22 protein-coding genes are annotated in these 23,729 nt (G+C 61.6%); 11 read left to right on the top strand and 11 right to left on the bottom strand.

The features are described 5' to 3' along the window. Positions 1-8: 8 nt before the first annotated feature. Positions 9-1,640 carry a methyl-accepting chemotaxis protein gene (locus AB8A27_RS00490; protein ID WP_441244789.1) on the top strand — a complete coding sequence of 544 codons (1,632 nt, stop codon included), beginning with the start codon at positions 9-11 and terminating at the stop codon, positions 1,638-1,640. Positions 1,641-1,741: 101 nt separating this feature from the next. On the opposite strand, the gene AB8A27_RS00485 is transcribed toward AB8A27_RS00490, so the two are convergent. From AB8A27_RS00485 to AB8A27_RS00475, 3 genes are all read right to left on the bottom strand, one after another. Beyond that, positions 1,742-3,097: an esterase-like activity of phytase family protein gene (locus AB8A27_RS00485; RefSeq protein WP_441240210.1), complete on the bottom strand. Its 1,356-nt coding sequence runs from the start codon at positions 3,095-3,097 to the stop codon at positions 1,742-1,744. A 303-nt stretch (positions 3,098-3,400) separates the two neighbouring features. Further along, complete coding sequence (locus AB8A27_RS00480; protein ID WP_441240209.1) at positions 3,401-3,691, bottom strand: GIY-YIG nuclease family protein; 291 nt, start codon at positions 3,689-3,691, stop codon at positions 3,401-3,403. A 161-nt stretch (positions 3,692-3,852) separates the two neighbouring features. Then, on the bottom strand, positions 3,853-4,839 hold the full coding sequence (locus tag AB8A27_RS00475) for a Bug family tripartite tricarboxylate transporter substrate binding protein (protein ID WP_441240208.1): 987 nt from the start codon (positions 4,837-4,839) through the stop codon (positions 3,853-3,855). Between the two features lie 406 nt (positions 4,840-5,245). Here AB8A27_RS00475 and mbfA point away from each other — a divergent pair, with 406 nt between their 5' ends. Continuing rightward, complete coding sequence (gene mbfA, locus AB8A27_RS00470; RefSeq protein WP_115033921.1) at positions 5,246-6,217, top strand: iron exporter MbfA; 972 nt, start codon at positions 5,246-5,248, stop codon at positions 6,215-6,217. Positions 6,218-6,371: 154 nt separating this feature from the next. Then, positions 6,372-6,665 carry an antibiotic biosynthesis monooxygenase gene (locus tag AB8A27_RS00465; protein ID WP_089263582.1) on the top strand — a complete coding sequence of 98 codons (294 nt, stop codon included), beginning with the start codon at positions 6,372-6,374 and terminating at the stop codon, positions 6,663-6,665. Positions 6,666-6,727: 62 nt separating this feature from the next. Here AB8A27_RS00465 and AB8A27_RS00460 read toward each other — a convergent pair whose 3' ends face one another. Continuing rightward, positions 6,728-7,531 (bottom strand): sugar phosphate isomerase/epimerase family protein, encoded by an 804-nt coding sequence (locus tag AB8A27_RS00460; RefSeq protein WP_441240207.1) that lies wholly within the window; start codon positions 7,529-7,531, stop codon positions 6,728-6,730. Between the two features lie 48 nt (positions 7,532-7,579). Then, a complete protein-coding gene (locus tag AB8A27_RS00455; protein WP_441240206.1) occupies positions 7,580-8,494 on the bottom strand; it encodes a DMT family transporter in 915 nt (304 codons plus the stop codon). Positions 8,495-8,801: 307 nt separating this feature from the next. Here AB8A27_RS00455 and AB8A27_RS00450 point away from each other — a divergent pair, with 307 nt between their 5' ends. The 4 genes from AB8A27_RS00450 (at position 8,802) to AB8A27_RS00435 (ending at position 14,546) form a co-directional block, all read left to right on the top strand. Next, positions 8,802-10,511 carry a methyl-accepting chemotaxis protein gene (locus tag AB8A27_RS00450; RefSeq protein WP_441240205.1) on the top strand — a complete coding sequence of 570 codons (1,710 nt, stop codon included), beginning with the start codon at positions 8,802-8,804 and terminating at the stop codon, positions 10,509-10,511. A 217-nt stretch (positions 10,512-10,728) separates the two neighbouring features. Further along, on the top strand, positions 10,729-13,062 hold the full coding sequence (locus tag AB8A27_RS00445; protein WP_441240204.1) for a TonB-dependent siderophore receptor: 2,334 nt from the start codon (positions 10,729-10,731) through the stop codon (positions 13,060-13,062). Between the two features lie 153 nt (positions 13,063-13,215). Continuing rightward, on the top strand, positions 13,216-14,361 hold the full coding sequence (locus tag AB8A27_RS00440; protein ID WP_441244788.1) for a PepSY-associated TM helix domain-containing protein: 1,146 nt from the start codon (positions 13,216-13,218) through the stop codon (positions 14,359-14,361). Continuing rightward, positions 14,358-14,546, top strand: coding sequence for a hypothetical protein (locus AB8A27_RS00435; RefSeq protein WP_441240203.1), 189 nt, complete (start codon positions 14,358-14,360; stop codon positions 14,544-14,546). Before AB8A27_RS00440 ends, AB8A27_RS00435 begins: the two co-directional genes overlap by 4 nt. Before the next feature lie 162 nt (positions 14,547-14,708). Here AB8A27_RS00435 and AB8A27_RS00430 read toward each other — a convergent pair whose 3' ends face one another. The 3 genes from AB8A27_RS00430 to AB8A27_RS00420 all read right to left on the bottom strand — a co-directional run bounded on the left by AB8A27_RS00430 (position 14,709) and on the right by AB8A27_RS00420 (position 16,175). Continuing rightward, entirely contained in the window at positions 14,709-15,011 is a 303-nt protein-coding gene (locus tag AB8A27_RS00430; RefSeq protein ID WP_441240202.1) for a DUF3551 domain-containing protein, read from the bottom strand. A gap of 123 nt (positions 15,012-15,134) precedes the next feature. Continuing rightward, the gene (ybaK, locus tag AB8A27_RS00425; protein ID WP_441240201.1) at positions 15,135-15,608 is read right to left on the bottom strand and encodes a Cys-tRNA(Pro) deacylase; all 474 of its coding nucleotides are present in this window, start codon (positions 15,606-15,608) and stop codon (positions 15,135-15,137) included. A gap of 42 nt (positions 15,609-15,650) precedes the next feature. After that, positions 15,651-16,175: a carboxymuconolactone decarboxylase family protein gene (locus AB8A27_RS00420; protein WP_441240200.1), complete on the bottom strand. Its 525-nt coding sequence runs from the start codon at positions 16,173-16,175 to the stop codon at positions 15,651-15,653. A gap of 202 nt (positions 16,176-16,377) precedes the next feature. Between AB8A27_RS00420 and AB8A27_RS00415 the strand changes: the two genes are divergently transcribed. Together AB8A27_RS00415 and AB8A27_RS00410 are read left to right on the top strand one after the other, a co-directional pair. Beyond that, positions 16,378-17,499, top strand: coding sequence for an HPP family protein (locus AB8A27_RS00415; RefSeq protein WP_441240199.1), 1,122 nt, complete (start codon positions 16,378-16,380; stop codon positions 17,497-17,499). A 114-nt stretch (positions 17,500-17,613) separates the two neighbouring features. Continuing rightward, complete coding sequence (locus AB8A27_RS00410; RefSeq protein ID WP_441240198.1) at positions 17,614-19,170, top strand: serine hydrolase domain-containing protein; 1,557 nt, start codon at positions 17,614-17,616, stop codon at positions 19,168-19,170. Positions 19,171-19,220: 50 nt separating this feature from the next. Here AB8A27_RS00410 and AB8A27_RS00405 read toward each other — a convergent pair whose 3' ends face one another. Continuing rightward, positions 19,221-20,468 (bottom strand): cupin domain-containing protein, encoded by a 1,248-nt coding sequence (locus tag AB8A27_RS00405; protein WP_441240197.1) that lies wholly within the window; start codon positions 20,466-20,468, stop codon positions 19,221-19,223. A 108-nt stretch (positions 20,469-20,576) separates the two neighbouring features. After that, a complete protein-coding gene (locus AB8A27_RS00400; protein ID WP_441240196.1) occupies positions 20,577-21,362 on the bottom strand; it encodes an alpha/beta fold hydrolase in 786 nt (261 codons plus the stop codon). Positions 21,363-21,625: 263 nt separating this feature from the next. On the opposite strand from AB8A27_RS00400, the gene AB8A27_RS00395 reads away from it, so the two are divergent. Next, positions 21,626-22,537 carry a PhzF family phenazine biosynthesis protein gene (locus AB8A27_RS00395; protein WP_441240195.1) on the top strand — a complete coding sequence of 304 codons (912 nt, stop codon included), beginning with the start codon at positions 21,626-21,628 and terminating at the stop codon, positions 22,535-22,537. A 7-nt stretch (positions 22,538-22,544) separates the two neighbouring features. Here the strand turns inward: AB8A27_RS00395 and AB8A27_RS00390 are convergent, their stop codons facing one another. After that, positions 22,545-23,246: a class I SAM-dependent methyltransferase gene (locus AB8A27_RS00390; RefSeq protein WP_441240194.1), complete on the bottom strand. Its 702-nt coding sequence runs from the start codon at positions 23,244-23,246 to the stop codon at positions 22,545-22,547. A 222-nt stretch (positions 23,247-23,468) separates the two neighbouring features. Here AB8A27_RS00390 and AB8A27_RS00385 point away from each other — a divergent pair, with 222 nt between their 5' ends. Next, positions 23,469-23,678, top strand: a complete 210-nt coding sequence (locus tag AB8A27_RS00385) for a cold-shock protein (protein WP_092138872.1) — start codon at positions 23,469-23,471, stop codon at positions 23,676-23,678. The last annotated feature ends 51 nt before the right edge of the window (positions 23,679-23,729 follow it).

The raw sequence follows: 23,729 nt of genomic DNA, 5'->3' as shown, positions 1-23,729 counted from the left end.
TGGGTGTCATGTTGCTTGGCCTGTGCGCATCTGGCGTTCTCGCGGGATATTTCGTTCAGCGCGAGATGATGACCTCGAGGATCGAGGAGCTTCGCCACTTCGTCGATGCCGCGCGCAGCGTGGCGATCGGACTACAAAAACAGGTCGATGCCGGTCAGCTCACCAAGGAAGCCGCGATGGCTGAATTCGGTCGCCGCGCAAATACGATGACCTACGACAACGGCGCGGGCTACCTGTTTGGCTCCATGATGGACGGCGTGACGGTGTTGTCGCCGGATGCGAAGCAGATTGGTCAGAACCGTCTCGATGTGGTGACCAATGGCAAGGCGATCGGTCGCGAGTGGCGCGACAGTGTTGCTGCCAAGGGCGAGCACACGATGTTCTATGACTACGTCAAACCCGGCCAGACGGAGCCGCTGCGCAAGGTTGCCTATGCCGCTGCGATCCCCGGATGGAACATGTATGTAGGCGCCGGGGCCTATCTGGAAGACCTCGACGCGAGGTTGAAGCCGATCATCTGGGCGCTCGGTTTGGCGATCCTTGCCATCGGTGTGGTCGCGGGCGGCATCGCCTGGGTCATCGGTCGCAGCATCAGCCGCCCGCTCGGCCAGCTCGGCGCGCGGATGCGCACGCTGGCCGATGGCGCGCTTGAGGATGACATTCCCGGGGCCGGGCGCGGCGATGAGATTGGCGCGATGGCATCGACCGTGCAGGTCTTCAAGGACAACGCGGTCCGGATTCGCGGGCTCGACAAGATCGAAGCCGAGTCGCAGGCGCGTGCGTCTGCCGAGCGGCGTTCGGCCATGGAGAGCATCGCCGATGACTTCGAACGCAGCGTCAACGGCATTGTCCGCTCCGTTTCGACGGCGGCGGCAGGGATGCAGACCACGGCGCAATCCATGACGGCAACCGCCAGCGATGCCAGTTCGCGTGCATCGACGGTCGGCGCTGCGTCGGAGCGATCTTCGGACAATGTCAGCACGGTTGCAGCTGCTGCGGAGGAATTGTCGGCCTCGGTAAGCGAAGTCTTGCGGCAGGTATCGCAATCGAGCGAAATTGCCAGCAAGGCGGTCGGCGATGCGGAACGCACCAATGCGACCGTTCAACTACTGTCCAGCGGCGCTGAGAAGATCGGCGAAGTGGTTCAGTTGATCCACAGCATCGCCTCCCAGACCAACCTGCTCGCGCTGAATGCGACCATCGAGGCGGCGCGCGCAGGTGAATCCGGCCGCGGCTTTGCGGTGGTCGCCTCCGAAGTGAAGGCGCTGGCAAGCCAGACCGCCAAGGCTACCGAGGAGATCTCCGCCCAGGTCGCAGCCATGCAGGCATCGACCAGCGAAGCCGTGCTCTCGATCAGCGCTATCACGGGCACCATCGCGCAGATGAGCGAGATCACCACCAGCATCTCCACGGCCGTCCAGGAGCAGGGCGAGGCCACGCGGGAAATCGCGCGCAACATTCAGTCGGTGGCGGCGGGCTCCAGCGAGATCAGCGAACATATCGGCGGCGTCAGCAGCGCAGCAGAAGCGACCGGGACGGCGGCCTCGCAGGTGTTGTCGAATGCCAGGGAGCTTGACACCCAGTCCGGCATGTTGCGGACGGCGGTGGACGAGTTCCTGACCAAGGTCCGTGCTGCGTAGCGGCTCTTCTTCCCCTCTCCCGCAAACGGGAGAGGGGACAGCAAAAAGCCCTCCCTTGCGGGAGGGCTTTCGTCGTTTCGGGCGGAGCCTGCTCGCGTTGCTTACTTCGCCTTCAGGAAGTCGGCGACTTCGAGCAGCACGAACTCGTTGTCGTCGGCCTTGTTCGGCTCGCGGCTCGACGAGAACGGCAGGTTGTTGTCGTTGCCGACGATGATGTGGGTGGCATCAACCTGGTCGACGTTCTCGATGGTGAAGAACGGGAAGGTCAGCACGCCGTCGTTGAGCGGCTTGCGGGCCAGCTTGTTCGGGTCCTGGATCTTCATCAGGTCGATGAAGCCGACCTTGCGCACCGGCTTGCCGACATTGGCGTCGTTCAGCTCGATCTTGTAGACGCGCTTGAACTTGGCGAGATCCGGGAAGCAGTCTTCACCGCGCTTGCCCTCGGCGCAGGCCTTGTCCTTGGTGCCTTCGCCGTTGTCGCGCTCGATGATCAGGCCGTTGTCGGCGGTGATCATGTTGAAGTCGCCGATGGCATTGCCGTTCTGTTCGAACACATACTGCCAGTAGCGACCGGTGAACTTCTCGTTGGCGACGTCGAATTCCAGGATGCGCGATGCTTCCTTGCCGTCGACCTTCTCCCAGTCCTTCTTCTCGGCATCCCAGATCGGGCCCTCGAGTAGGCCGTAGAGGAACTTGCCATCCTTGGAGGAGGCGAAGCCTTCATAGCCCTTGGAGCGGCGCAGGTTGACGGTGGTGTAGGTGGCGCCCGGTGCGCCTGGCGACTGCACCGACCAATGATCCGGCGAGCGCACCGGCTTGCCGTCGGCGACGGTGTCGAACACGGCCAGCACCTTGCCGGTCTTGTCGGCCTTGATGATGTAGGGGCCGAATTCCTCGCCGATCCAGAAATTGTCGCCGATGATCTGGAAGCCTTCAGTGTCGACATCGGCACCGGTCAGATAGCGCTTGGCGGTGTCTTCATGGACGATGCGGAACGGCACCTTCTTGTCGGGATCGTGCAGGAACACGGTGGCCTGCTTCTCGACCTTGCCGTTCTTCCAGTCGATCTTGTGGTGGTTGAGATAGATCATGTAGTCGGCCGAATTGTAGCGCGAGCCGGCGCCGTTGTCGGTCAGCACCCAGAACGAACCGTCGGGCATCACCTTGATGCCGGAGTGGCCCTGCAGCGGCTGGCCCTTCATCGGCAGCGAGATGCCGGTCGGGCGCTCATAGGATTTGCCCATCACCGTGCCGAGCGCGTCGACGCGCTTGCCGGTGGTGTATTTGCCCGAGGTCTTCAGGTCGTTCGGCGCATCCGCAGGCGCGTCGATGGTCGACGTCGCCGGCAGCACGGCATGGCCGGCGAGCTTGGCAGGGAATTCGCCTTCCGACTGCGCAAAGGCTGCGGTGGAAAGCATGACGAGGGAAGCGACGGAGCAGAGGAATGTGCTGCGCATGGTTGTCTCCTTTGTGGTGACCATGCGGCGTGTTCTGGGGCGCGGGCGTTACGCTGCGCTGACAATTTCATGACAAGGAAATGACGAGAGGGGAAAACCCTGCGACATGCAGTCGCCGAGCCTGCGGGTTAGGCTATCGCTATCGTCATCCTGCTCAGGTCTCTCCCAGTCGTCCCCGCGCAGGCGGGGACCCATAACCACGGTCAGTGCTTCGACACTCTGCCGCGAGAGCTTCTTTTGACAGGACTGAGGCTATAGGTCCCCGCCTGCGCGGGGACGACCCGTTGAAAGGTCACGGCCAAGTTACAAGCCATTCGCCAGCAGCGGCGACAGGTCGCTCCATTCGGGATTGTCCGTCTCGATCAGCCGGATCTTCCAGTCACGATTCCACTTCTTGAGCTGCTTTTCACGCGTGATGGCATCGCTGGGTCGGTCGTAGCTCTCGACATAGACCAACCGGAAAATCTTGTACTCCCGAGCGAACTTCGAACCTTTTCCCGTCCGGTGCTCCATTATTCGCCGAGCCATATTATTAGTTACGCCGATATACAGCGTACCATGACGACCGCTGGCGAGAATGTAGACGTAGTACATGCACGCCAGCCCCTCCACGTCGTCCCCGCGAAGGCGGGGACCCATAACCACGGTCAGTGCGTCGACGCTGCATTGCTGGCGCCGAGCTTCTTTTGACAGGACGGAGGCTATGGGTCCCCGCCTTCGCGGGGACGACTCGTTGAGAGGGCGTTGCCAGCCGCCTACTGCTTCTCGATCCCCGCATCCGTGATCAGCTTCTCCCACACCTTGAGCTGATCTTTCAGGAAGGCGTCGAATTCTTCCGGCGTACCGGAAAAGGCTTCCATGCCGCGGTTGGCGAGGTCTTTCTGGATCTCGGGACGTTCGACGATCTTGCGGATTTCGGCGTTGAGCTTGACGACGATGTCCTTAGGCATGTTGGCCGGGCCGAGATAGCCCTGCCACGAGGTGATGTCGAAGCCCTTCACGCCGGCCTCGTCCATGGTCGGGAGCTCAGGCAGCAGCTTGGAGCGATATTTCGTGGTTACCGCGAGCGACTTCAGCGCCTTGGCATTGACATGCGGCAGGCCGGTCGGCACGTCGACGAACATCATGCTGACGCGGCCGGCGATGACATCGGTCAATGCCGGCGGCGAGCTCTTGTAGGGCACGTGCAGGAGATCGAGCCCGGCGAGGCGGGCAAAGGTCGCGCCCGACACGATCGCCGACGAACTGCCTGATGCGTAGGAGTACTTGCCCGGCTCCTTTTTGGCGAGCGCGACCAGCTCCTGGACCGAGTTGGCGGGAATGTCCGGATTGATCACCAGCATGAAGGGCAGGTCGCCGGTCCGCGCGATCGGGGTGAAATCCTTGATCGGATCATAGCTCATGGTCTTGAGCAGATAGGGATTGGCCGAATGCGTCGTGTTGGTCGTCACGAACAGCGTGTAACCGTCGGCGGGAGCGCGGGCGACGAAACTGGCGGCGATCGAGCCATTGGCGCCGGCCTTGTTGTCGATCACGGTGTTGGCGTTCAGCGCGGTGCCGAGCTCCTTGGCGATCAGGCGCGTCGTGGTGTCGGTGCCGCTGCCGGCGGCGAACGGGAGCACCAGCGTGATCGCCCGGTTCGGATAGTTCGCAGTTTGTGCGATGGCGTTCGGGGACGCTAACAGCAGCGCTCCGATAAACGATGCGCTCGCCACACCGCGAAGAACTGAAAGTCCGTGCATTCCGCTTTTCTCCCTGAATCGGCCTTGGTAGCCCGTATTTGTTGCGGGCAAACTAGCGGAGGTCGGTGACGCACGGAAGCGGAAAGGTATGTGCTTCAGGTGAGCATACTGTCGATGGTGCTCGCCATGCATGGACGTCTGCGGCACCAGGCCGACTTTATTGCATTCGTTAGCGACAGCACTCTCAGACGGCCGCTGATCTGCAGCATCTCCACGTCGGGCGCAGTGTGAATGCCGGGGGCGACCTCTGGAGCACGCATGGTCGTGTCATCACGGTCCTACTCGCCGCCGTTATTGCGTCCCGACCCGCGAGAGGTTCAGCGCCGCGCAGGCGCAAAGCTCTTTGACAAATGCAGAGCAGCTCCTGTATATATTAGAATAATTCTAAACTAAGCAAGGCTTTGATATGAAGGCGTTTTCGGAGCTCACCGAACGCGAGGTGCTGGCGGTTGCGATCTCCAGCGAGGAAGAGGACAGCCGGATCTATCTCAGCTTCGCCGAGGATCTGGCAGAGCGCTATCCCGATTCCGCGAAAGTCTTCAGCGAGATGGCCGAAGAGGAAAAGGGCCATCGGCATCTGCTGTTGCAGATGTATGAGGAGCGCTTCGGACCGAACCTTCCGCCGATCCGGCGCGAAGACGTCAAGGGCTTCATTCGCCGCCGGCCGATCTGGCTCACGCGTAACCTGTCGCTCGATACCATCCGCAAGGAGGCCGAGAGGATGGAGTTCGAGGCCGAGCGCTTTTACGCCAAGGCGGCCGAGCAGGCGACAGATGTCGGCGTTCGCAAGTTGCTGGGCGATCTGGCCGAGCTGGAAAAAGGACACGAACATCTCGCGGCCAAATTATCGGATGCCATCCTGACGTCCGACGTCCGCACGATGGAGGACAACACCCGCCACCGGATGTTCGTCCTGCAATATGTCCAGCCAGGTCTTGCGGGTTTGATGGACGGCTCCGTATCGACGCTGGCGCCGCTGTTTGCGGCCGCGTTTGCAACACATCAGAACTGGCAGACATTCCTTGTTGGCCTCGCCGCGTCGATCGGCGCCGGCATCAGCATGGGTTTCGCCGAAGCGCTGTCGGACGATGGCTCCATGACCGGACGCGGCTCGCCGTGGCTGCGCGGCGGCATCTGCGGGCTGATGACGACGCTGGGTGGTCTCGGTCATACTCTGCCTTATCTCGTGCCGGATAGCTGGCCGAATGCATTCTGGATCGCGACGGCTATCGCCAGTGTTGTCGTTTTCTTCGAACTCTGGGCCATCGCCTATATCAGGGCGCGCTATATGGATACGCCATTCCTGCAGGCCGTCTTTCAGGTGGTGCTTGGCGGCGTCATCGTTCTGGCGGTGGGGATATTGATCGGAGGCGCGTAGCGGGTGGGGAGGCGTCAGATGGCGTCGTTGCGCGGGATGGCGTAGGTTCTATGCGGCGGGAAACCCTGCTGCTCGTCCCGCCGATGATGAGTGTGTGCGATGCATGATCGCGGCAGGTGCGATCGCGGGCAGCTTACGGGTGAAGGAGCGTCCCATGTATGCTGCCATTCGTCAGAGCAAGGCAAAGACCGGCATGGCTGAGGAACTGACGCGCAGGATCAAGGAAGGTGCCATTCCGATCATCAGTGATGTCGAAGGTTTCATGGCCTATTATGTGGTCTATGCGTCCGACGATACGGTGACGGCGATCAGCATCTTCAACAATTTCGCGGGCGCGGAGGAGTCGAATCGACGCGGGCTCGCGTGGAGCGAACAGAATCTGGCGCCCTTGCTGATTGGACCAGCCACAGCGATAGCCGGGCCGGTTATCGTTCATACGTTGGCATAACGCGCGCGGGACAGGCGCTATGCCGGGCGGTGGCATGTGCGCGTAGATGACTCGCTGGATTCTCAATCTCCCAGCAGGCGCTTCGCGCCGGCGATTGCGCGGCGCGCGACTTCTTCGGGGCCGCGCTCCCGGGTCAGCGCATCCATCGGCACTTCGAGCGCGACCGGAATATGCTTCGGCAGGTGCGCGACGATGGCGCGGAGGTCGATGCCGCCGTCGCCGGGTGGCAGCCGTTCAGCGCGCGCGGTGTGCAGCAGTCCTTCCACCGTGCCAGGCTTCTCCGCCGGAGCATCGCAAAAATGGAAAAACGGCAGCAAGCGCGATGGCATGTCGTCGAGTTCGGCGAGGCTGCTGTCGGAGCGGTCGAAATGCAGCGTATCGACAAGGATACCCGCATTGGCGCGGCCTGCGGTCTCGACGATGGCGCGCGCCTTGTGCAGGTTCGACACATTGGTCCAGGGAAAGAACTCCATCACCGGCATGATGCCGTATCGCGCCGCAAGATCGGCGATGGCCGCCAGTCGGTCGGCGAGACGGGACAAGTCGGGTTCATAGGGCGCGACGATGACATGGCGGGCTCCGAGCTCCGCGCCGGCGACGAGCATCGGCTCAAGCGCCGCGACGTCGATCCCGGGCGTGATCTTGATAAGTTCAATATCGAGCACGTGCAGTCCGGTGTCGGCGAGACACGCCTTGGTTTGCCGCATCATCGCCTGGTCGTTCATCAGCGGGTAGCCGGGGCTTTCCGCGGTCACGGCGATCAGTCTCAGTCCGACACTCCGGTAGCCGCAGCGCGCGGCAACGTCGATCATCTCTGGCGGCGCCAGCGATAGCACGGTGAGGTGGGCGAGCGAGAAAACGGTCATGAGATGTTTCTACTCCCGTTGTCTGGCTGGCCGGACCGGATGTTCGGTCTATCGCCGTGATGCGATGAATACGCCCGACAGTACCAGCACGTAGCCGATGAGGTGAAACAGTTGCGGCTGCTCGCCGAGAAACGCGATGGCCAATACCGAGCCGAACACCGGCATGAGATGCAGAAACGGTGCAGCCCGGTTCGGGCCGATCAGCGCGATGCCGCGATTGAAGAACAGATAGGCCAGCGCCGACGGAAAGATCATGGCATAAGCGAGCGTCAGCAATGTCACGGTGTCGAAGATCAGCGGCGATCCCGAGTTGAGTTCCCAGATGCTGACCGGCAGGGTCAGGATCGCGCCGCCGGCGGTGGTGAAAGCAATCAGCGAGATCGGGTGGGTCACCGGCCGCCGCAGCATCAGCGCCGAATAGATACCGAACACCAGCAGCGCTGCGAACAGCATCGCGTCGCCCTTGTTAATCTGGATACTGGCCAGTGCGGTGAGATCGCCACGCAGGATGATGATCAGCACACCGGCCATGGAGACCACGATGCCGAGCAGTTGCGCCAGCGTCAGCCTTACGCCGAACAGGATCAGCGTCCACAGCGCGACGCAGAGCGGGCCCGACGACTGGATCAGCAGCGCGTTCAGGGCCTGCGTGTATTGCAGGCCCCAATAGGCCAGCACCGTATTGGCGGCGAAGCCGGTCAGCGCCAGCATGGTCATGAGGGAAAGCTGCGCGCGGAAGACCGGCCAGTCCGTTCGCAGATGCGTCCAGGCGAAGGGCAGCAACAGGAAAAAGGCCCCGATCCAGCGCACGCAGGCCAGCGTCACCGGCGGGACATGACCGGCAACATAGCGGCCGAGCACAATATTCCCGGCCCAGAACAGCGAGGTGAGACTGAGCAGGAGATAAGGCTGGTTGGCGAACCAGCCGACGATCGTTTGTCGCGGCGGAGCGGAAGGGGTCATCGGCTCGATGGTCAATGCAGCCTTCCATAGGCGGCAGTTCGCCGGGTGGCACAAGTCACGCTGGCGCTCGGGCTCCATGCGCGGCAGCGGAGCGAGCATCGGTACATATGTCGAATGGGCGCTCCGAATGGGCACCAATTAAGGTATCAAGATGCCGAAATACCTGAAAAATCAGACAATTATACCGTTTCGCCTGGCGAACATTAACTGCTTCCCAATGGCTTCCGGATAAAAGTGAATCCAAATGATGGAACTTGTTTTGCTTTGAGTGCACAACCGAGGGGTTGGTGCGCGACAGGAGATTGCAATGTCGTTGTCCGACTCCCAACCCAAATCCGGCCGCCGCCGGGGTCTCGGTCTTGGCCCGCGCATCATGTTGATGACGGTCTCCGGCATTCTCATCCTCGGCGTCTGCATCACGTTGGTTGCCAAATATGTGCTCGAACAGGGTGCCGCCAAATCCGCGACGGAGCGGGTCGAAACCAACATGCGCGTTGCCTGGAACGTGCTGCGCGAGAGCGGCGACAAATACAGTCTCGCGGATGGCAAGCTGCTTGCGGACGGCAAGCCGCTGAACGGCAATTTCGCTGCGGTCGACAAGATCAAGGCGCTGGTCGGCGGCACCGCCACGATCTTCATGAACGATACTCGCATCTCGACCAATGTGATGAAGCCGGATGGCACGCGTGCCATCGGCACGCAGCTCGCGAAGGGGCCGGCCTATGACGCGGTCTTCAACGGCAAGACCGCATTCCGTGGTGAAGTGGCCATCCTCGGCGAGCCCTATATGACTGTCTACGATCCGATCTTCGACGCCAGCCGCAACGTGATCGGCATTCTCTATGTGGGCATCAAGAAGGTCGACTTCCTCGAGACGGCCAATGACACGTTGTGGACCATCGTCTATGCGACCGTTGCGGTCATGCTGCTGGCGATCGTGCTCAGCTATTTCGTTGCGCGCGGCACCATCGTACGTCCGCTGAAGGCGAGCATCGCCACGATGAACAAGCTCGCCAAAGGAGACCTCACCGTCGACGTTCCGGCCAGCAAGCGCGCCGACGAAATCGGGGAGATCATGACGGCACTGAGTATATTCAAGGAGAACGGCCTCGAAGTCGAACGCATGAAGGTCGCGCAGATCGCCACGGAAAGCCGCAGCGCCGAACAGCGCAAGGCAGAGATGATGAAGCTCGCCGCCGATTTCGAAGGCGCCGTCGGCCAGATCGTCGAGACCGTGTCATCCGCCTCGAAGGAACTGGAAGGTTCGGCCACGACATTGACGGCAACATCGGATCGCTCGCAGGCTTTGGCGATCGCTGTGTCTGCGGCATCCGAAGAAGCTGCGACCAACGTGCAGTCGGTTGCATCCGCCACCGAGGAAATGTCGTCGTCGGTGCACGAGATCAGCCGTCAGGTGCAGGGTGCCGCGCGCATCGCCAGCGAGGCCGTTACGCAGGCTGACAACACCAACAACCGCGTCAGCGAACTGGCGATGGCCGCAGCACGCATCGGCGATGTGGTCGAGCTCATCAACAACATCGCGGGCCAGACCAATCTGCTGGCGCTCAATGCAACGATCGAGGCCGCACGGGCCGGAGAAGCCGGGCGTGGCTTTGCGGTAGTTGCCGCGGAAGTGAAGGCGCTGGCCGAGCAGACCGCGAAAGCCACCGGTGAAATCAGCCAGCAGGTCAGCGGCATCCAGAAGGCGACCGAGGATTCGGTCTCGGCCATCAGGGAAATCTCGACCACCATCGGCCAGATGTCGGAGATCGCCTCCGCCATCGCATCGGCCGTTGAAGAGCAGGGCGCCACCACGCAGGAGATTTCGCGCAACGTGCAACAGGCCGCAGCGGGCACGATGCAGGTGAGTTCCAACATCACCGACGTGCAGCGCGGTGTCGAGGAAGCAGGTTCCGCATCAACGCAGGTCCTGTCCGCAGCGCAGTCACTGTCGAGCGAAAGCACGCGACTGAAGCATGAGGTCGGGAACTTTCTGCGCTCGGTGCGTGCCGCGTAACTATCCACCGCCACAGAATCGCAGAGCGAAGGCGTCCCAAATGTTTCCGGACAGAAATAATCGTCGCGCCTTGGCTGTATCTCGCTGAGAAAAGTACCCGCTGAATTTAGAACCGTTAAATTCTGCGACAGTGTTGTCACACTGCCGCAGAATGCTTGTTGTTTGGAACGCTTCTATTGGCGGTGACGCTGCCGTCCCTTTAACCCCGACCCATCACATGAGGGCATCCGCCATCGACTATGTCGATGCGGATGAGATTTCGGGGATCACCTTGAGCAACACCATTCGTCTGTCGCGTTTCGCACTTTTGTCGTCGGTCTGCGCGCTCAGCGTCATCACGCTTGATTATTCGCTGGCGCAGTCCAGTTCTACGCAGAGCGGGGCGCAACCTTTGCCGCCGGTGGTCGTCAATCAACCCAACCAACAGCGTCGCCGTGCGACGGCCGCTCCGAGCCGGACGCCGCGCGCCCGCACCGCCGTTGCGCCGCGCCCGGTAGCGCAGCCCCCGCGCAGCAACGTATTCGTGGAGAGCCCGCGCGGTCCGATCCAGGGCTATGTCGCCAATCGCAGCTCGACCGGCACCAAGACCAACACGCCGATCAACGAAACACCGCAGTCGATTTCGGTGGTTGGCGCGGAGCAGATCCGCGACCAGCGCCCCCGGAGCTTCGACGACGTCCTGCGTTATGTGCCGGGTGTTGCGGCGGGTACCTTCGGCTCCGACTTCCGCAACGACTGGTTCCTGATCCGCGGCTTCAAGTCCGATGACAACAGCGTGTTCCTCGACGGTCTCCAGCTGTTCTACACCTCCTATGCAAGCTGGAAGCTGCAGCCCTTCAACATGGAGCGCGTCGAAATCCTTCGCGGTCCATCGTCGATTCTCTATGGCGGTTCCAGCCCCAGCGGCCTCGTCAATGTCGTCAGCAAGTCGCCGCAGGCCGAACCGATCCGCTACATCGAGACCGGTGTCGATAACTTCGGCAATGCCTATTTCGGCTTCGACATCAACACGCCGATCAAGCTGGCGCCGGGCAATGGCGAGCTTTACACCCGCTTCGTCGGCCAGGTGCAGAACGGTGGAACGCAGACCGACTTCACGCCGAACAACAATTACTTCATCGCGCCATCGGTGACCTGGAAGCCGGATGTCGACACCACGCTGACCATTCTCGGTTCGGCGTCCTATAACGAGACCCGCGCAGCGCAGTTCCTGCCCTATGTCGGCACGGTGACCAACGCGCCGTTCGGCCGCATTCCGACCAGCTTTTTCGGTGGCGAGCCGAATTTCGACAAGTTCAAGCGCGAGCAGGAAATGCTCGGCTATCAGTTCGAGCGCAAGCTGTCGGATAGCGTGACCTTCCGCCAGAACGCGCGCTTTGCCCACGTCGATGTCAATTATACCGGTATCACCGGCAATGGTTACGCGAACCAGACGACCGGCGACTTCGCACGCTATGCTTTCGGTACCCGCGGCATCGCCGATCAGGCGCAGATGGACAGCCAGGTCGAGTACCGGTTCAATACCGGCATCCTCAGCCACACCACGCTGTTCGGTCTCGACCTGAAATACTACTCGATCAGCGATACCCAGGCCTTCGCCTTCGGTACGCCGTCGATCAACGTGCTAAATCCGGTCTATACCGGTGCTCCGCCGCTGACCGCCGCGCCTTATCGCGATACGCAACTGACGCAGCAGCAGCTCGGCGTCTATCTCCAGGATCAGATCAAGCTTGATCGCTTCACCCTGGTTCTGTCGGGTCGTAACGACTGGGTCGATGTGAACGACGTCAGCCGGATCACCGGGACGGCGCCGCTCGGCCGCAGCGACAGCAAGTTCAGCGGGCGCGCCGGCCTGATCTACAACTTCGACAGTGGCGTCGCGCCTTACGTGTCGTATGCCACCAGCTACAATCCGATCATCGGCACCAATTCGTCCGGTCAGTTGCTGCTGCCCGAAACCGGCGAACAGGCCGAGATCGGCGTCAAGTATCAGCCCGCCGGCTTCGACGGTCACTTCGGCTTCGCCTATTTCGACCTGAAGCGGAAGAACGTGCTGACGACCGATCCGAACAGCATCCCGCCGAATCTGCAGATGCAGAACGCCGAGGTGACGTCGCGCGGCCTCGAACTCGAAGCTGTCGCTAATTTGGCTCCGGGCCTCAAGGTCGTCGGCTCGTTCACCACCTACAACCTGTTCAACAGTTCGAATGCCGATCCGACTTTGATCGGCAAGGTGCCGACCAACACGCCGCGCCAGCTTGCGTCGGGCTGGGCCGACTACACATTCCAGGACGGCATCCTGCGCGGCTTCGGCTTCGGCGGCGGCGTGCGTTACGTCGGCGGCTCTTTCGCCGATACTGCAAATACGCTCGCCGTGCCGTCGCGGACCCTCGGCGATCTCGCTGTGCACTACGATTGGCAGAACTGGCGCTTTGCGGTGAACGCCAACAACGTCACTGACGAAATCTACGTCGCCAACTGCTCGACCGCGAATGCCTGCTTCTATGGCGACCGGCGCCGCATCACGGGCAGCATCGGCTACAAGTGGTAACGGTACGGGTGAGCGGGCCGGCTCGACAATAGGTCGCCGCCCGTACCGCTCGCCGCACGATCGCCACGTCAAAATGATCTGCCAATATCGTCTCCGGCTTGCCGGGGACGATATTGGTTATTTCGGCCTGGCGAATGAAGAAGGACTGATCCCCTGAAAGCGCGTACGGCTCGCATCTGGTCGCTTGTCCATAAGTGGACCAGCTTGATTTCGACAACGTTTCTGCTGCTGCTGTGCCTCACCGGCCTGCCGTTGATCTTCCATCACGAGATCGACGAGGCGCTCGGCTATGCGCCCAAGATGGATGTGCATGCGCCCGGTGCGGCGAAGCTCAGCCTGGATGCCATCGGCCGCGCGGCGATCGCGGATCATCCCGGCAGCGTGCTGCTCTATATGGCCTGGGACAAGGACGAGCCCGGCATGGTCTCGACCTTCACCAACACATCGGTGACCTCCGATCCACAGACCACGGTGGTGAAGGCATTCGATGCCTATACGGCGAAGCCGGTGGGTCTGCTCGGCACCGGCCCCATGCTGGTGATGCTGCGGTTGCATACCGACATGTATCTTGGTCTTCCCGGCAAGTGGTTCATGGGCGTCATGGGCTTCCTCTTCATGATCGCCATCGTCTCCGGCGTGGTGCTGTATTGGCCATTCACCCGGCGGCTGAATTTCGCAGCGATCCGCAAACAGAAATCGCGCAGGGTGTTGTGGCTCGACTGGCACAATCTGCTCGGCGTGGTCACCATCATCTGGGCGCTGGTGGTCGGCGGCACCGGTGTCATCAACGCCTATGCCGAGGTCATGCTCGGCATCTGGCAGCGCAACGAATTGGCTGCCATGGCCGTGCCCTATGCCGGCAAGCCGACACCGACGCAGCTCGCGTCGCTGGACAAGGTCCTTGGCAATGCCATGAAGGTCGCGCCGGGCATGGACCCGGCCTTCATCGCATTCCCCGGCACGCCGTTCACCTCGACCCACCACTTCGCCGTCTTTCTGCGCGGAGATACCCCGCTGACCTCACGGCTGGTGAAACCCGTGCTGCTCGATGGCGAGACCGGTGAGGTTTCCGACACCCGCGAACTGCCGACCTATCTGAAAGCGGTACTGGTCTCGCAGCCGCTGCATTTCGGCGACTATGGCGGGATGCCGCTGAAGATCATCTGGGCGCTGCTCACGGTCTTCACCATCATCGTGCTGGGCAGCGGGCTGTATCTGTGGGCGGTCAAGCGCAGCAAGGTCAGGCGCGGGGCGCGGTTGTCCGCCGGCGCTCAGGCAGCGATCGGGTCATCGTCATGAGCGAGGTGCCGCAGCATAGGGCGAACTGGTGGCGCGTGTTCGGCGCGCCGATCGTCATCGGCGTTCTATCGCTGGCAGGCTTGCTGTCGGCGCTGCTCGTCGGCGATCCCGGCCGCTATTTTGCGTGGTTCGGCGTCGGGCTGCCGATTGCGATCGTGGCATGGGCGTGGTGGCGGAAGCCGTAGGATGGGTAGAGCGTCTTCGCGAAACCCATCATGACAAAGTTTGAGGTGATGGGTTTCGCTTCGCTCTACCCATCCTACGGCTACGCGCTGGTACTGGCCACCGCGACGCTCGCCAGCACCAGCGCATAGCTGATCACCTGATACGGATGGAGGCGCGGTGCGTTACCAGCGCCGATCCCAATTATTATTCCAGCCGTTGTTCCATCCATTGTCCCAACTGTCCGGCTGACCGCGCATAGCGCGGCTCTGGCCGCGGCGCTGGTCGCCATAGGCCAGCATCGGGTTCTGCATGCAGTCGCCGCGCTGGCCGCTCACAGTGGCCATGCACTGGTTATAGGAGGTGAATGTGCAGCTCGGATTGAAGCCGGTGGCCGAGGTGCGCGAGCACCATGGATATTCGCGGGCCATGGAGGGCGTGGCGCCCATCACGACCAGAAGTGCAGCTGCTGCCAGGATTGAGCGCATGACGGTTCTCCCTTTGCGAAAACTACGATGCCGATAATGCACAACTTACATCGCCGTTCCCGCCTGCGACAGCGCGTCATGATCACGCCGGCATGCCCGAGCTTCAAACAGCAGTGATGCGCGTCAGTCCGTCAGTGTGGCGGCCATCGCATCCAGCGCCGCGCGCGCGGCCTCCGGCGCAATTTCGATCTGCAGCCCGCGCTGGCCGCCATTGAGATAGACCGTATTTTCCGACAATGCCGCCTGCTCCATGGCGATCGGCACGCGCTTCTTCTGTCCGAACGGGCTGATGCCGCCGACGTGATAGCCGGTCATGCGTTCGGCATCGGCCGGGCGCATCATCTTCGCGCTCTTGCCGCGAAAGGCCGCGGCCAGCTTCTTCATGCTGACCTCCTTGTCGGAAGGCACGACAACGCAGACCGGCTTGCCATCCACCTCGGCCATCAATGTTTTCAGCATGCGCTGCGGTGCAATGCCGAGCGCCTCCGCTGCCTGCAGGCCGATGCTCTCGGCGTCGGGATCGTAATCGTAGGTATGCAGGGTGAACGCGGCGCCGAGCTTGCTCAGCGTCTGCGTGGCGCGGGTGGTTTTTGACATGTGAGACTCAAGGGAATTGGAACGCGCGAGAGAATGGTGAACTCAGACGACCTCGGATACGGGCTGCATGTCGATAGCAAAGGTCTCGAGGAATTTCGAGGTCATGATGTAGAAGCCGACCGAGAGCTGCAATTCCACCAGCGCGCCGGGTGTCAGATGCGCAGCGATGGCCTTGAACGTCGCGTCGGTCGGGCGATGCAGTGCAACGGTCTCGTCGGTGAAGGCAAGCGCCGCGCGTTGCACATCGGTGAAGCAGCTCGCTGTCTGCCAGTCATCGAGCGCGGCGTTCTGTTCGTTTGACACGCCGACATAACCGCCGATGCGCTTGTGCGCAGCGACTTCATAAGGCGCCTCGCAGAGAATGCCGGTGCGGGTGATCGCCAGTTCGCGGATGACGGGATCGAGCTCGCCTTTGTTGCGGATGGCGCCGCCGAGCCGGCAATATTGTTCGAGGTAGCTCGGCGAATGCGCCATCATGCGGAAGATGTTGGCATTGCGGTTCTTGCCGAGGATCTCGCGGGTGCGTTCGCTGGCTGCGGCGGGATCGCTGTAGTCGATGCGGGCCATGGGTCCTCCCTTGAGATCGCCGTCGCGCCTCCTGATGGGGCGCGTTCGGACGAATGGCCGTGCCGTTGTAGCCGAGCAGGGATAGCTCTGCCAGATCGCGATCGTCAGGCCGCGTGGCGTATTCAACATTGCAGGCGCCTGCACATAGTGTTCAAAGGGGGCGTTCGCCATTCTGGCAGAGCCGCGCGTTGGTCCCGTTTCAATGACAAAAAGAAAAGACCCAAAGGACGTTTCGAGCGACGTTTCTCCTCGCAAGACAGGTATTCGACTATTCGTTCCCATCCTGGCGGGGGCGCGGCTCGGCGAGCGCATGATCGCTTGCCTGGGCGCACTGCTGGGCATCGTGCTCACGGGATTGATCTGCCGAGCTGTGTTGGGCAACAGCTCCAGCCTGCCGTTGATCGTGGCGCCGCTGGGCGCTTCCGCTGTCCTGCTCTTCGCGGTTCCCACCAGTCCACTGGCCCAGCCCTGGGCGATCATCGGTGGCAATACTATCTCGGCTCTGATCGGCGTTGCTGTCGCGCATATCGTACCCGATCAGATTCTGGCGATCGGCTTCGGCGTATCGCTCGCCATCGCGGCAATGTCCTTTGCCCGCTGCCTGCATCCGCCCGGCGGCGCGACGGCGCTGACGGCCATCATCGGCGGGCCCATCGTGACCGCGTCGGGCTATCTGTTTCCATTCGTGCCCGTCGGTCTGAACTCGGTGCTTCTGGTCGGGCTGGGCTATCTGTTCCACAAGATCTCGCGGCGGACCTATCCTCACAGGGCGCCGGTGCCACCGGCAAATCCGCATCAGACATCGGATATCAGCCCGGAGTTGCGGGTTGGCTTTCGCGCCGAGGATATCGACAAGGCGCTGGAAGCGCTGAGTGAAAGCTTCGATATCAGCCCCGATGATCTCGAGACACTGCTGCGGCAGGTCGAACTGCAGGCCATGTTGCGCTCGCACGGCACGATCCTGTGTGGGGACATCATGTCGCGTGATGTCGTCACGGTTGGATTGCGGGATAGTGCCGAACTGGCCCGCTCGCGGCTGCTGTTGCACAATGTCCGCACGCTCCCCGTCCTGGGCATGCAGGGACAGCTCGTCGGAACGGTCGGCCTCCGCGAGCTGATGAAAGAATCGGGCGATGTCGGGAAATCCATGTCGCCCGCAGCGACGGCGACGATGCAGACGCCCGCGGTGACTTTGCTGCCGACGCTGACCGATGGACGAACGCACGCCGTCATCATCGTCGATCAGGATCGCATGATTCAGGGCCTGATCACCCAGACCGATTTGCTCAGCGCGGTCGCGAAGCTTGTTCCTGTTGCCGTATAGGCGATCGCGCATCTGCAAGTCCGCGGACGACGGAATGAAACCGCAATTCGGTTGAACAATCTGTAGCTGTGGATATGGTTCTCGCGCAGCGTTGAAACTCGCAGCGAGGCCGTTATGCGATATTCACGAATTCCCATTCTGAAGCATGTGCTTGGCCTAGCCATGTTTGTGGCCTTGCTCGGCAGCGCGGTTGCCAGCGAAGCTCCAGCCCCGGTGTGGCCGACCCACGGCTGGCAGACATCCACGCCGGAAGAGCAGGGCATGGATCCGGCAGCGCTCGCGACATTGTTGGAGCTCGGAAGCCGCAACGATTTCGACAGTCTGCTGATCGTACGTCATGGCAAGATTGTTCTTGACGCCTATTATGCGCCGTACGCGGCGGACCTGCCGCATGTGGTGAACTCGGTCACCAAGGTGGTGGTGGGTACGCTGACATCGATGGCATTGCAGGACGGTCTCCTGAAAAGCACGGATCAGCGGATGCTGGCATTTTTCAGCGATCGTAGTGCTGCGAATCTCGATGACAACAAGAGGGCGATCACGCTGCAGAGTTTGCTGGACATGACGTCCGGACTGGCGCGGGACGGACGGGCTGGTGTCAATGGTTCACTGGAGTCGACGGTCGGCATGGAGCGGAGCCGGGACTGGATCCAGTACATTCTCGATCGTCCGATGGCTGCTTCGCCGGGAGAGGGCTTCAACTACGATAGCGGAAATGCGCATTTGCTGTCGGCGATCCTGACCAAAGTGACCGGGACGAGCACAGAGGATTACGCGAAAGCGAAGCTGTTCGATCCGTTGGGCATCACCGCGTGGAAATGGCGCCGCGATCCACAGGGCATTGCGACCGGTGGATATGGTCTGGCGCTGCATCCGCGCGATATGGCGAAATTCGGCTATCTGTATCTGCACAACGGGATGTGGGAGGGCAAGACGCTGGTGTCGCCCGCCTGGATCGACAGAGTGAGCCACGCCACGGTGGACATGAAGCTCTCTTTTGCTCCGGAGTTTCGCTACTCGAATTTCTTCTGGGCGCGACCCGACCGCAATGTCTATTGGGCGAGCGGGCTGCACTGCCAGTTGGTGATGGTTTATCCAGCGCTGGATCTCGTTGCCGTGACGACCGGCCGAGACAGTTGCCCAGTGACCGATATCGTGGACTCCATCCCAAAGGCTGTCAGATCCGAGACAGCGATACAGCCGGACCCCGCAGGCGCTGCGCGACTCGCAAGCGTTCTTCGCGCCATTTCAACCGAGGCGCAGGCGGAAGTTAAGGACGCGCCTCCGATCGCCTCTGCGGTATCAGGCAAGACCTACGCCTTTTCGTCCAATCCCCTCGGTGTGAAGTCGCTGTCGCTGACATTCGTAGGGCCTAATCCGCACTATGATTTCGAAATCTATAGTCGCGATCCCACGAGAGGGGCTGAGAAAATCAGTGGTCCTCTCGGGCTCGACGGGCGCTACCGCAGGGGAACCCCAACGGGTTTCGGGATTATTGCCGTGAAGGGGAAGTGGCTCGACGAACATGCGTTCGAGGTCGAGCGCAGGACTCTCGGAGAAGATGGCCGTACGCGCAAATGGACGCTGTCATTCGATGGCGACAAGGTCCATTTACGCGGCAAGAACTATGAAGGCGTCGACGTTGCGATCGACGGACAGTCCGGTGGTTGATCGCCGAAAGGCACGGGAAGTCCTGAGACCTCCCGTGCGGTCCTGCCGCGTCAGGCCGGCATGATGCCTGGCGCCCGGCGGGGCCATTTGGCGATGACCTCCGGTGCCACGTTGAGATGTTGCGCGACGAGCGCCGGCGGCGTGTGCGTCAGCCAGTCGGAGAGCGACACTTCCTCGTAATGCGCCGTGCGGAACACTTCGATGAATTGCAGGTCGGTGTCGCCGGTGTTCTCGATATAGTGGCCGAAGTTGCGTTTGACGTAGCCGACATCGCCCGGTGTGAAGTCGATGGTGGTGGCGTTCGGGCCGGAATTGAACAATGTCATCCGCGCGCGGCCCGCGAGATAATACTGCCACTCGTCGGCATTCGGATGCCAGTGCATCTCGCGCATGCCGCCGGGCTTCACCGTGACCAGCGCCACCGCGATCGTCGCCGAAGCGGTGAAGTTGCTGGTGTCGGCAATCCGGATCTCGCCGTTGCGTGTCGATTTGACCGGCTTGGACGATCCCAGCGAATAGGTGAACGGATAGAGCGCGACATCCGCATCGCGATAGGACGAGGCCTGATCGGCCGCGAGCGTGCCGGGCACCGTGCCCTGGAAGATCCAGAGATTCTGTAGCGGGATTTTCGCGAAGCTTTCGACCGGCACGCCGAAATTCTTGGCGAGAATTTCCGGTGGTGTGTGCGCGATCCAGTCCGACAGCAGCAGCGTATTGAACTCGTTGGCCTGGCCGTCATCGAAGCAGATCACGAATTCGCAGCCATCGGGGCCGAGGCCCTGCAGCGAGTGCGGCGCGCCGGACGGGAAGTACCAGAGGTCGCCCGCGTTGACATCGGCCACATAAGGCCGGCCCTGATTGTCGAGCACCGTCACCCGGCACGAGCCGTAGGTCATGATCGCCCATTCGCCGGCCTGGTGCCAATGCATCTCGCGGATGCCGCCGGCGGTGAGCCGCATATTGACGCCGGAGATTGTGGTCGAGATCGCAAAATCCGCCTGCGTCACCTGCCGTGCCCAGCCGCCGTTCTGGATCCGCCGCGGTGCATTGTTGAACGTGGCCCAGGGCAGCGCCATGCCGCCAACATCCGTGGCCGGCGGCAATTGCGAGGATGGGAACTGGCCGGCGATGATTGGGTTTTGTGGGCCGGGATCGCTCAGATTGTTCGGCCCCCTGGCGTTGACCGCGCCCTGCGGCGGCAGATCCGGATTGCCGAATGTCGCGGCCTGTGCGGATGCTGCGGCGGTCATCACGATGCCCGATGCTGTTGCTGCCATGAGATCTCTCCGTGAGAACATGGGACGTCCTCCTGTTGCGACGCGGTTCTGCGTCATGGTTTTGAATCGATGGAAGCGATGCGCGCCGGGTAACACCCGACGCGCGCAGTCAAGGGGGAAGAGGCAGCTCTACTTCTTGACGCCTGCGGCGGCGAGGATCAGGTCGGCCACTTCCTTGGGATGCGAGACCAGCGAGAGATGGCCGGCATTGAGCTCGATCGTCGTCGCATTCATGCGCTTGGCCAGGAAGCGTTCGAGATCGGGATTGATGGTCTTGTCCTCTTTCGAGACAGCATAGAATGATGGCTTGTCGTGCCAGGCCGCTGCTTTGGTGCGTCCCGCAAAGATCGACGCGGCGGTCGAGCCCTGTACGGCATAGAGCACTTCGGCCTGTTTGCGCGGAACGCCATTGGCGAAGTATTTCAGGAAAGCGTCTTCGGAGAGCAGCGTGTAACCGTCATTGGTCTGGATGCCGGCGCGGACTTCGCCCGTCGGGAATTTGCCGGACAGCGCGACAAAATCCTCATTGGCGTCTGGCGCGCGGGCGGCGACATAGACCAGCGCCGAGACCTTCGGGTCGGTACCGACGTCGCTGATCACGGTGCCGCCCCAGGAATGCGCGACAAGGACTGTCGGACCGTCCTGCAGGGCCAGAGCGCGGCGCGTCGCAGCATTGGAGTCGTCCAGCGAGCTCAGTGGATTTTGCACGGCCGTCACATGCAGGCCTGCCTTCTGCAACAGCGGAATGACGCCGGCCCAGCTCGATCCGTCGGCCCAGGCGCCATGCACGAGCACCACGTTCTTGGCTTTCACGGGCGCTGCGGTTGCAGCCTGCGCCATCGGTGCCGTCAGCAGGCACATGGTCGCCATCAGCATCGCACGAAGCGTCGTCTTGGAGAGGGAGTTCATCAGCATGATATCACCATTCGGTTGCCCGGCGATTGTTTCAGCCGGAGGACAAGGGAAGCATGGATGTTGCACTTGACGGGCTCGCGCCGGTCAGCTCGAACGGGAGCGGATCGGCATGACATTATCCGATTTACGGGATGGCGAGGCTGCGGTGAATCGGACGGTGGTGTGCAGCAGGCATACCTAGGTTTATGGCTACGAATACGCGGGGTTGGCGCCGACTGTTACGTCGGCGATACCGGCGGTAACGGAATGGTGAGGGCTACAGGATGATCGACTATGTCACCGTGGATGTGTTCACGGACCAGCGTTTCGGCGGCAACCCACTCGCGGTTTTTCCCGATGCCCGCGGCATCGACGAGGGACTGCTGCAGAAGATCGCCACCGAGTTCAACTATTCGGAAACGACCTTCGTGTTTCCCCCGGATGATCCCGCGCATACTGCACGCGTTCGCATCTTCACGCCGACGACTGAAATCCCTTTTGCCGGTCATCCTAATGTCGGTACAGCCTACGTGCTTGGCCGCCAGAGCACGGCCTTCGGCAGGCCTGTCGGCGATCACATGGTGTTCGAGGAGAAGGCGGGCCTTGTCCATCTCGATCTGCTGCGGGATGGCGACGCGATTGTCAGCGCCGGCTTCGTCGCGCCGCAGCCACTCGCGATGCAGGGTGAGATTGATCGCACCTTGATGGCCGCCTGCATCTCACTCGCGCCCGAGGCCATCGTCACATCAACGCACGGGCCGCGCATGGTGTCCGTCGGTCTGCCTTTCGCGGTGGCTGAGCTGGCCAATCTCGATGCGCTGGCATCCGCGCGGCCGAACACAACGGCCTTCGCGCAGGCCGAGCAGAAACATCACTCTCCCGACGATCGGTTCTCGGCCTTCATCTATGTCCGTGCCGGCGATGGTTTCGATCACCTGCGCGCGCGGATGTTCGCACCGCTCGACAACGTTCCGGAGGATCCTGCCACCGGCAGCGCCTCCGCGGCGCTCGCGGCCTATCTCGTCACGCTCGATCCGCGCCGTGACGCGGTCTGCAACATCACCATCGAGCAGGGCGTCGAGATGGGGCGCCGCAGCCTCATCGAGGTCGAGGTGCAGAAGCGCGACGGGCATGTCGACAGCGTTCGCATTTCTGGCCGCTGTGTGCCGGTGATGCAGGGACGTATCGACCTGTAAGCTGAATTCACGTCCCGTCCGGCAGGTCGCTCACGCGCCACAACGCGAGCGACTTGTCGGCATAGTCACCACCGGCTTCCGTACAGCCTTCGTTGATCACGATCTCAGGCGCGGGAAACAGGAACGGCGCGTATTGCAGATTCAGCACGCGCCAGTCGCCGTCATCGATGTCGCGATTGGCTGATGCCTCGGGGAATGTCGTGGTCAGCAGCCAGCAGGCTCCGGAGCGTTTCAGATTGGCAATGGCGCGCTTGATGTTGGTGAATGATAGATGCACCAGACAGTCGCGGCATAGCACCAGATCGACAGCGGGCAAGGGATCGCTGACGAGATCGAGCTGGCGAAACGCGATCTGGCCCGGACGCCCGTAGCGCGCATCATTCGCTGCGATGATCGTGGGCACGATGTCGGCACCGAGATAGGTGATGCCTCTGAGATCCATCTGAGCCATCCAGGTGAAGTCACCGCAGGGCAGATCGAGGAGTGTTGTGATCTCGAGGCGCTTGAGAAGCTGTGACAACTCTCGTCGCAGCGATGATGTCGCGTTCAGCTCTGAGCCGAGACCGGATTGGGAGGTTTCTGCGCCCCACAGATTGGTGCGATGGATCAGCGCGAAGCGTTCCGCGAGGTCGAGGCCGTCGAATTCACGCTGTCGTTCGGCGAAGCGGAGTTCGGCCAGAACCGGCAATCGTGGCTTTGGTGTGTTCACGCGCGGGCTCCTTTCACTGCGTTAGAGACGTGTGAAATCAGCTGGTGATCATTGGCCTTGCTAATTAGATGAGTATCACTTATATTACGGTTATTCGAATATATGCTCTGCCTTGTTGACCGCGCCGGTATCGGCTCCATTCCCCAAGACATCGTTGAAATCGGATCGGGCTCACGCGATGTCGCGTAGGGTTCGCGCATTCGCGCATCTTGGAGAATAGTTATGACAGTCGGTACAGTTAAGTGGTTCAACGCGACCAAGGGTTTCGGTTTCATTCAGCCTGATGACGGCGGCCAGGATGTGTTCGTTCACATCAGTGCAGTCGAACGGGCCGGATTGGGTTCGCTCAATGAAGGCCAGAAGGTTTCTTTCGAAGCCAAGGCTGACAAGATGCGCGGCAAGACCAGCGCGGAAGATCTGCGCGCCATCTGAGATTGAAGATCGGCCGATTACCACGGATGTACTGGGATCTGCTGATCGACA

The sequence above is a fragment of the Tardiphaga sp. 768_D3_N2_1 genome, assembly GCF_052076105.1.
GTDB lineage: Bacteria > Pseudomonadota > Alphaproteobacteria > Rhizobiales > Xanthobacteraceae > Tardiphaga.
Note: the sequence above shows the minus strand (reverse complement) of the source record. Positions and strands in the feature narration are given on the sequence as shown.

What these genes read in the sequence shown, in the direction of transcription:
- AB8A27_RS00490 (WP_441244789.1), top strand. Translation starts at nt 9, where the DNA reads ATGTTGCTTGGCCTGTGCGCATCTGGCGTTCTCGCGGGATATTTCGTT.
- AB8A27_RS00485 (WP_441240210.1), bottom strand. Translation starts at nt 3,097, where the DNA reads ATGCGCAGCACATTCCTCTGCTCCGTCGCTTCCCTCGTCATGCTTTCC.
- AB8A27_RS00480 (WP_441240209.1), bottom strand. Translation starts at nt 3,691, where the DNA reads ATGTACTACGTCTACATTCTCGCCAGCGGTCGTCATGGTACGCTGTAT.
- AB8A27_RS00475 (WP_441240208.1), bottom strand. Translation starts at nt 4,839, where the DNA reads ATGCACGGACTTTCAGTTCTTCGCGGTGTGGCGAGCGCATCGTTTATC.
- mbfA (WP_115033921.1), top strand. Translation starts at nt 5,246, where the DNA reads ATGAAGGCGTTTTCGGAGCTCACCGAACGCGAGGTGCTGGCGGTTGCG.
- AB8A27_RS00465 (WP_089263582.1), top strand. Translation starts at nt 6,372, where the DNA reads ATGTATGCTGCCATTCGTCAGAGCAAGGCAAAGACCGGCATGGCTGAG.
- AB8A27_RS00460 (WP_441240207.1), bottom strand. Translation starts at nt 7,531, where the DNA reads ATGACCGTTTTCTCGCTCGCCCACCTCACCGTGCTATCGCTGGCGCCG.
- AB8A27_RS00455 (WP_441240206.1), bottom strand. Translation starts at nt 8,494, where the DNA reads ATGACCCCTTCCGCTCCGCCGCGACAAACGATCGTCGGCTGGTTCGCC.
- AB8A27_RS00450 (WP_441240205.1), top strand. Translation starts at nt 8,802, where the DNA reads ATGTCGTTGTCCGACTCCCAACCCAAATCCGGCCGCCGCCGGGGTCTC.
- AB8A27_RS00445 (WP_441240204.1), top strand. Translation starts at nt 10,729, where the DNA reads ATGAGGGCATCCGCCATCGACTATGTCGATGCGGATGAGATTTCGGGG.
- AB8A27_RS00435 (WP_441240203.1), top strand. Translation starts at nt 14,358, where the DNA reads ATGAGCGAGGTGCCGCAGCATAGGGCGAACTGGTGGCGCGTGTTCGGC.
- AB8A27_RS00430 (WP_441240202.1), bottom strand. Translation starts at nt 15,011, where the DNA reads ATGCGCTCAATCCTGGCAGCAGCTGCACTTCTGGTCGTGATGGGCGCC.
- ybaK (WP_441240201.1), bottom strand. Translation starts at nt 15,608, where the DNA reads ATGTCAAAAACCACCCGCGCCACGCAGACGCTGAGCAAGCTCGGCGCC.
- AB8A27_RS00420 (WP_441240200.1), bottom strand. Translation starts at nt 16,175, where the DNA reads ATGGCCCGCATCGACTACAGCGATCCCGCCGCAGCCAGCGAACGCACC.
- AB8A27_RS00415 (WP_441240199.1), top strand. Translation starts at nt 16,378, where the DNA reads ATGACAAAAAGAAAAGACCCAAAGGACGTTTCGAGCGACGTTTCTCCT.
- AB8A27_RS00410 (WP_441240198.1), top strand. Translation starts at nt 17,614, where the DNA reads ATGCGATATTCACGAATTCCCATTCTGAAGCATGTGCTTGGCCTAGCC.
- AB8A27_RS00405 (WP_441240197.1), bottom strand. Translation starts at nt 20,468, where the DNA reads ATGTTCTCACGGAGAGATCTCATGGCAGCAACAGCATCGGGCATCGTG.
- AB8A27_RS00400 (WP_441240196.1), bottom strand. Translation starts at nt 21,362, where the DNA reads ATGCTGATGAACTCCCTCTCCAAGACGACGCTTCGTGCGATGCTGATG.
- AB8A27_RS00395 (WP_441240195.1), top strand. Translation starts at nt 21,626, where the DNA reads ATGATCGACTATGTCACCGTGGATGTGTTCACGGACCAGCGTTTCGGC.
- AB8A27_RS00385 (WP_092138872.1), top strand. Translation starts at nt 23,469, where the DNA reads ATGACAGTCGGTACAGTTAAGTGGTTCAACGCGACCAAGGGTTTCGGT.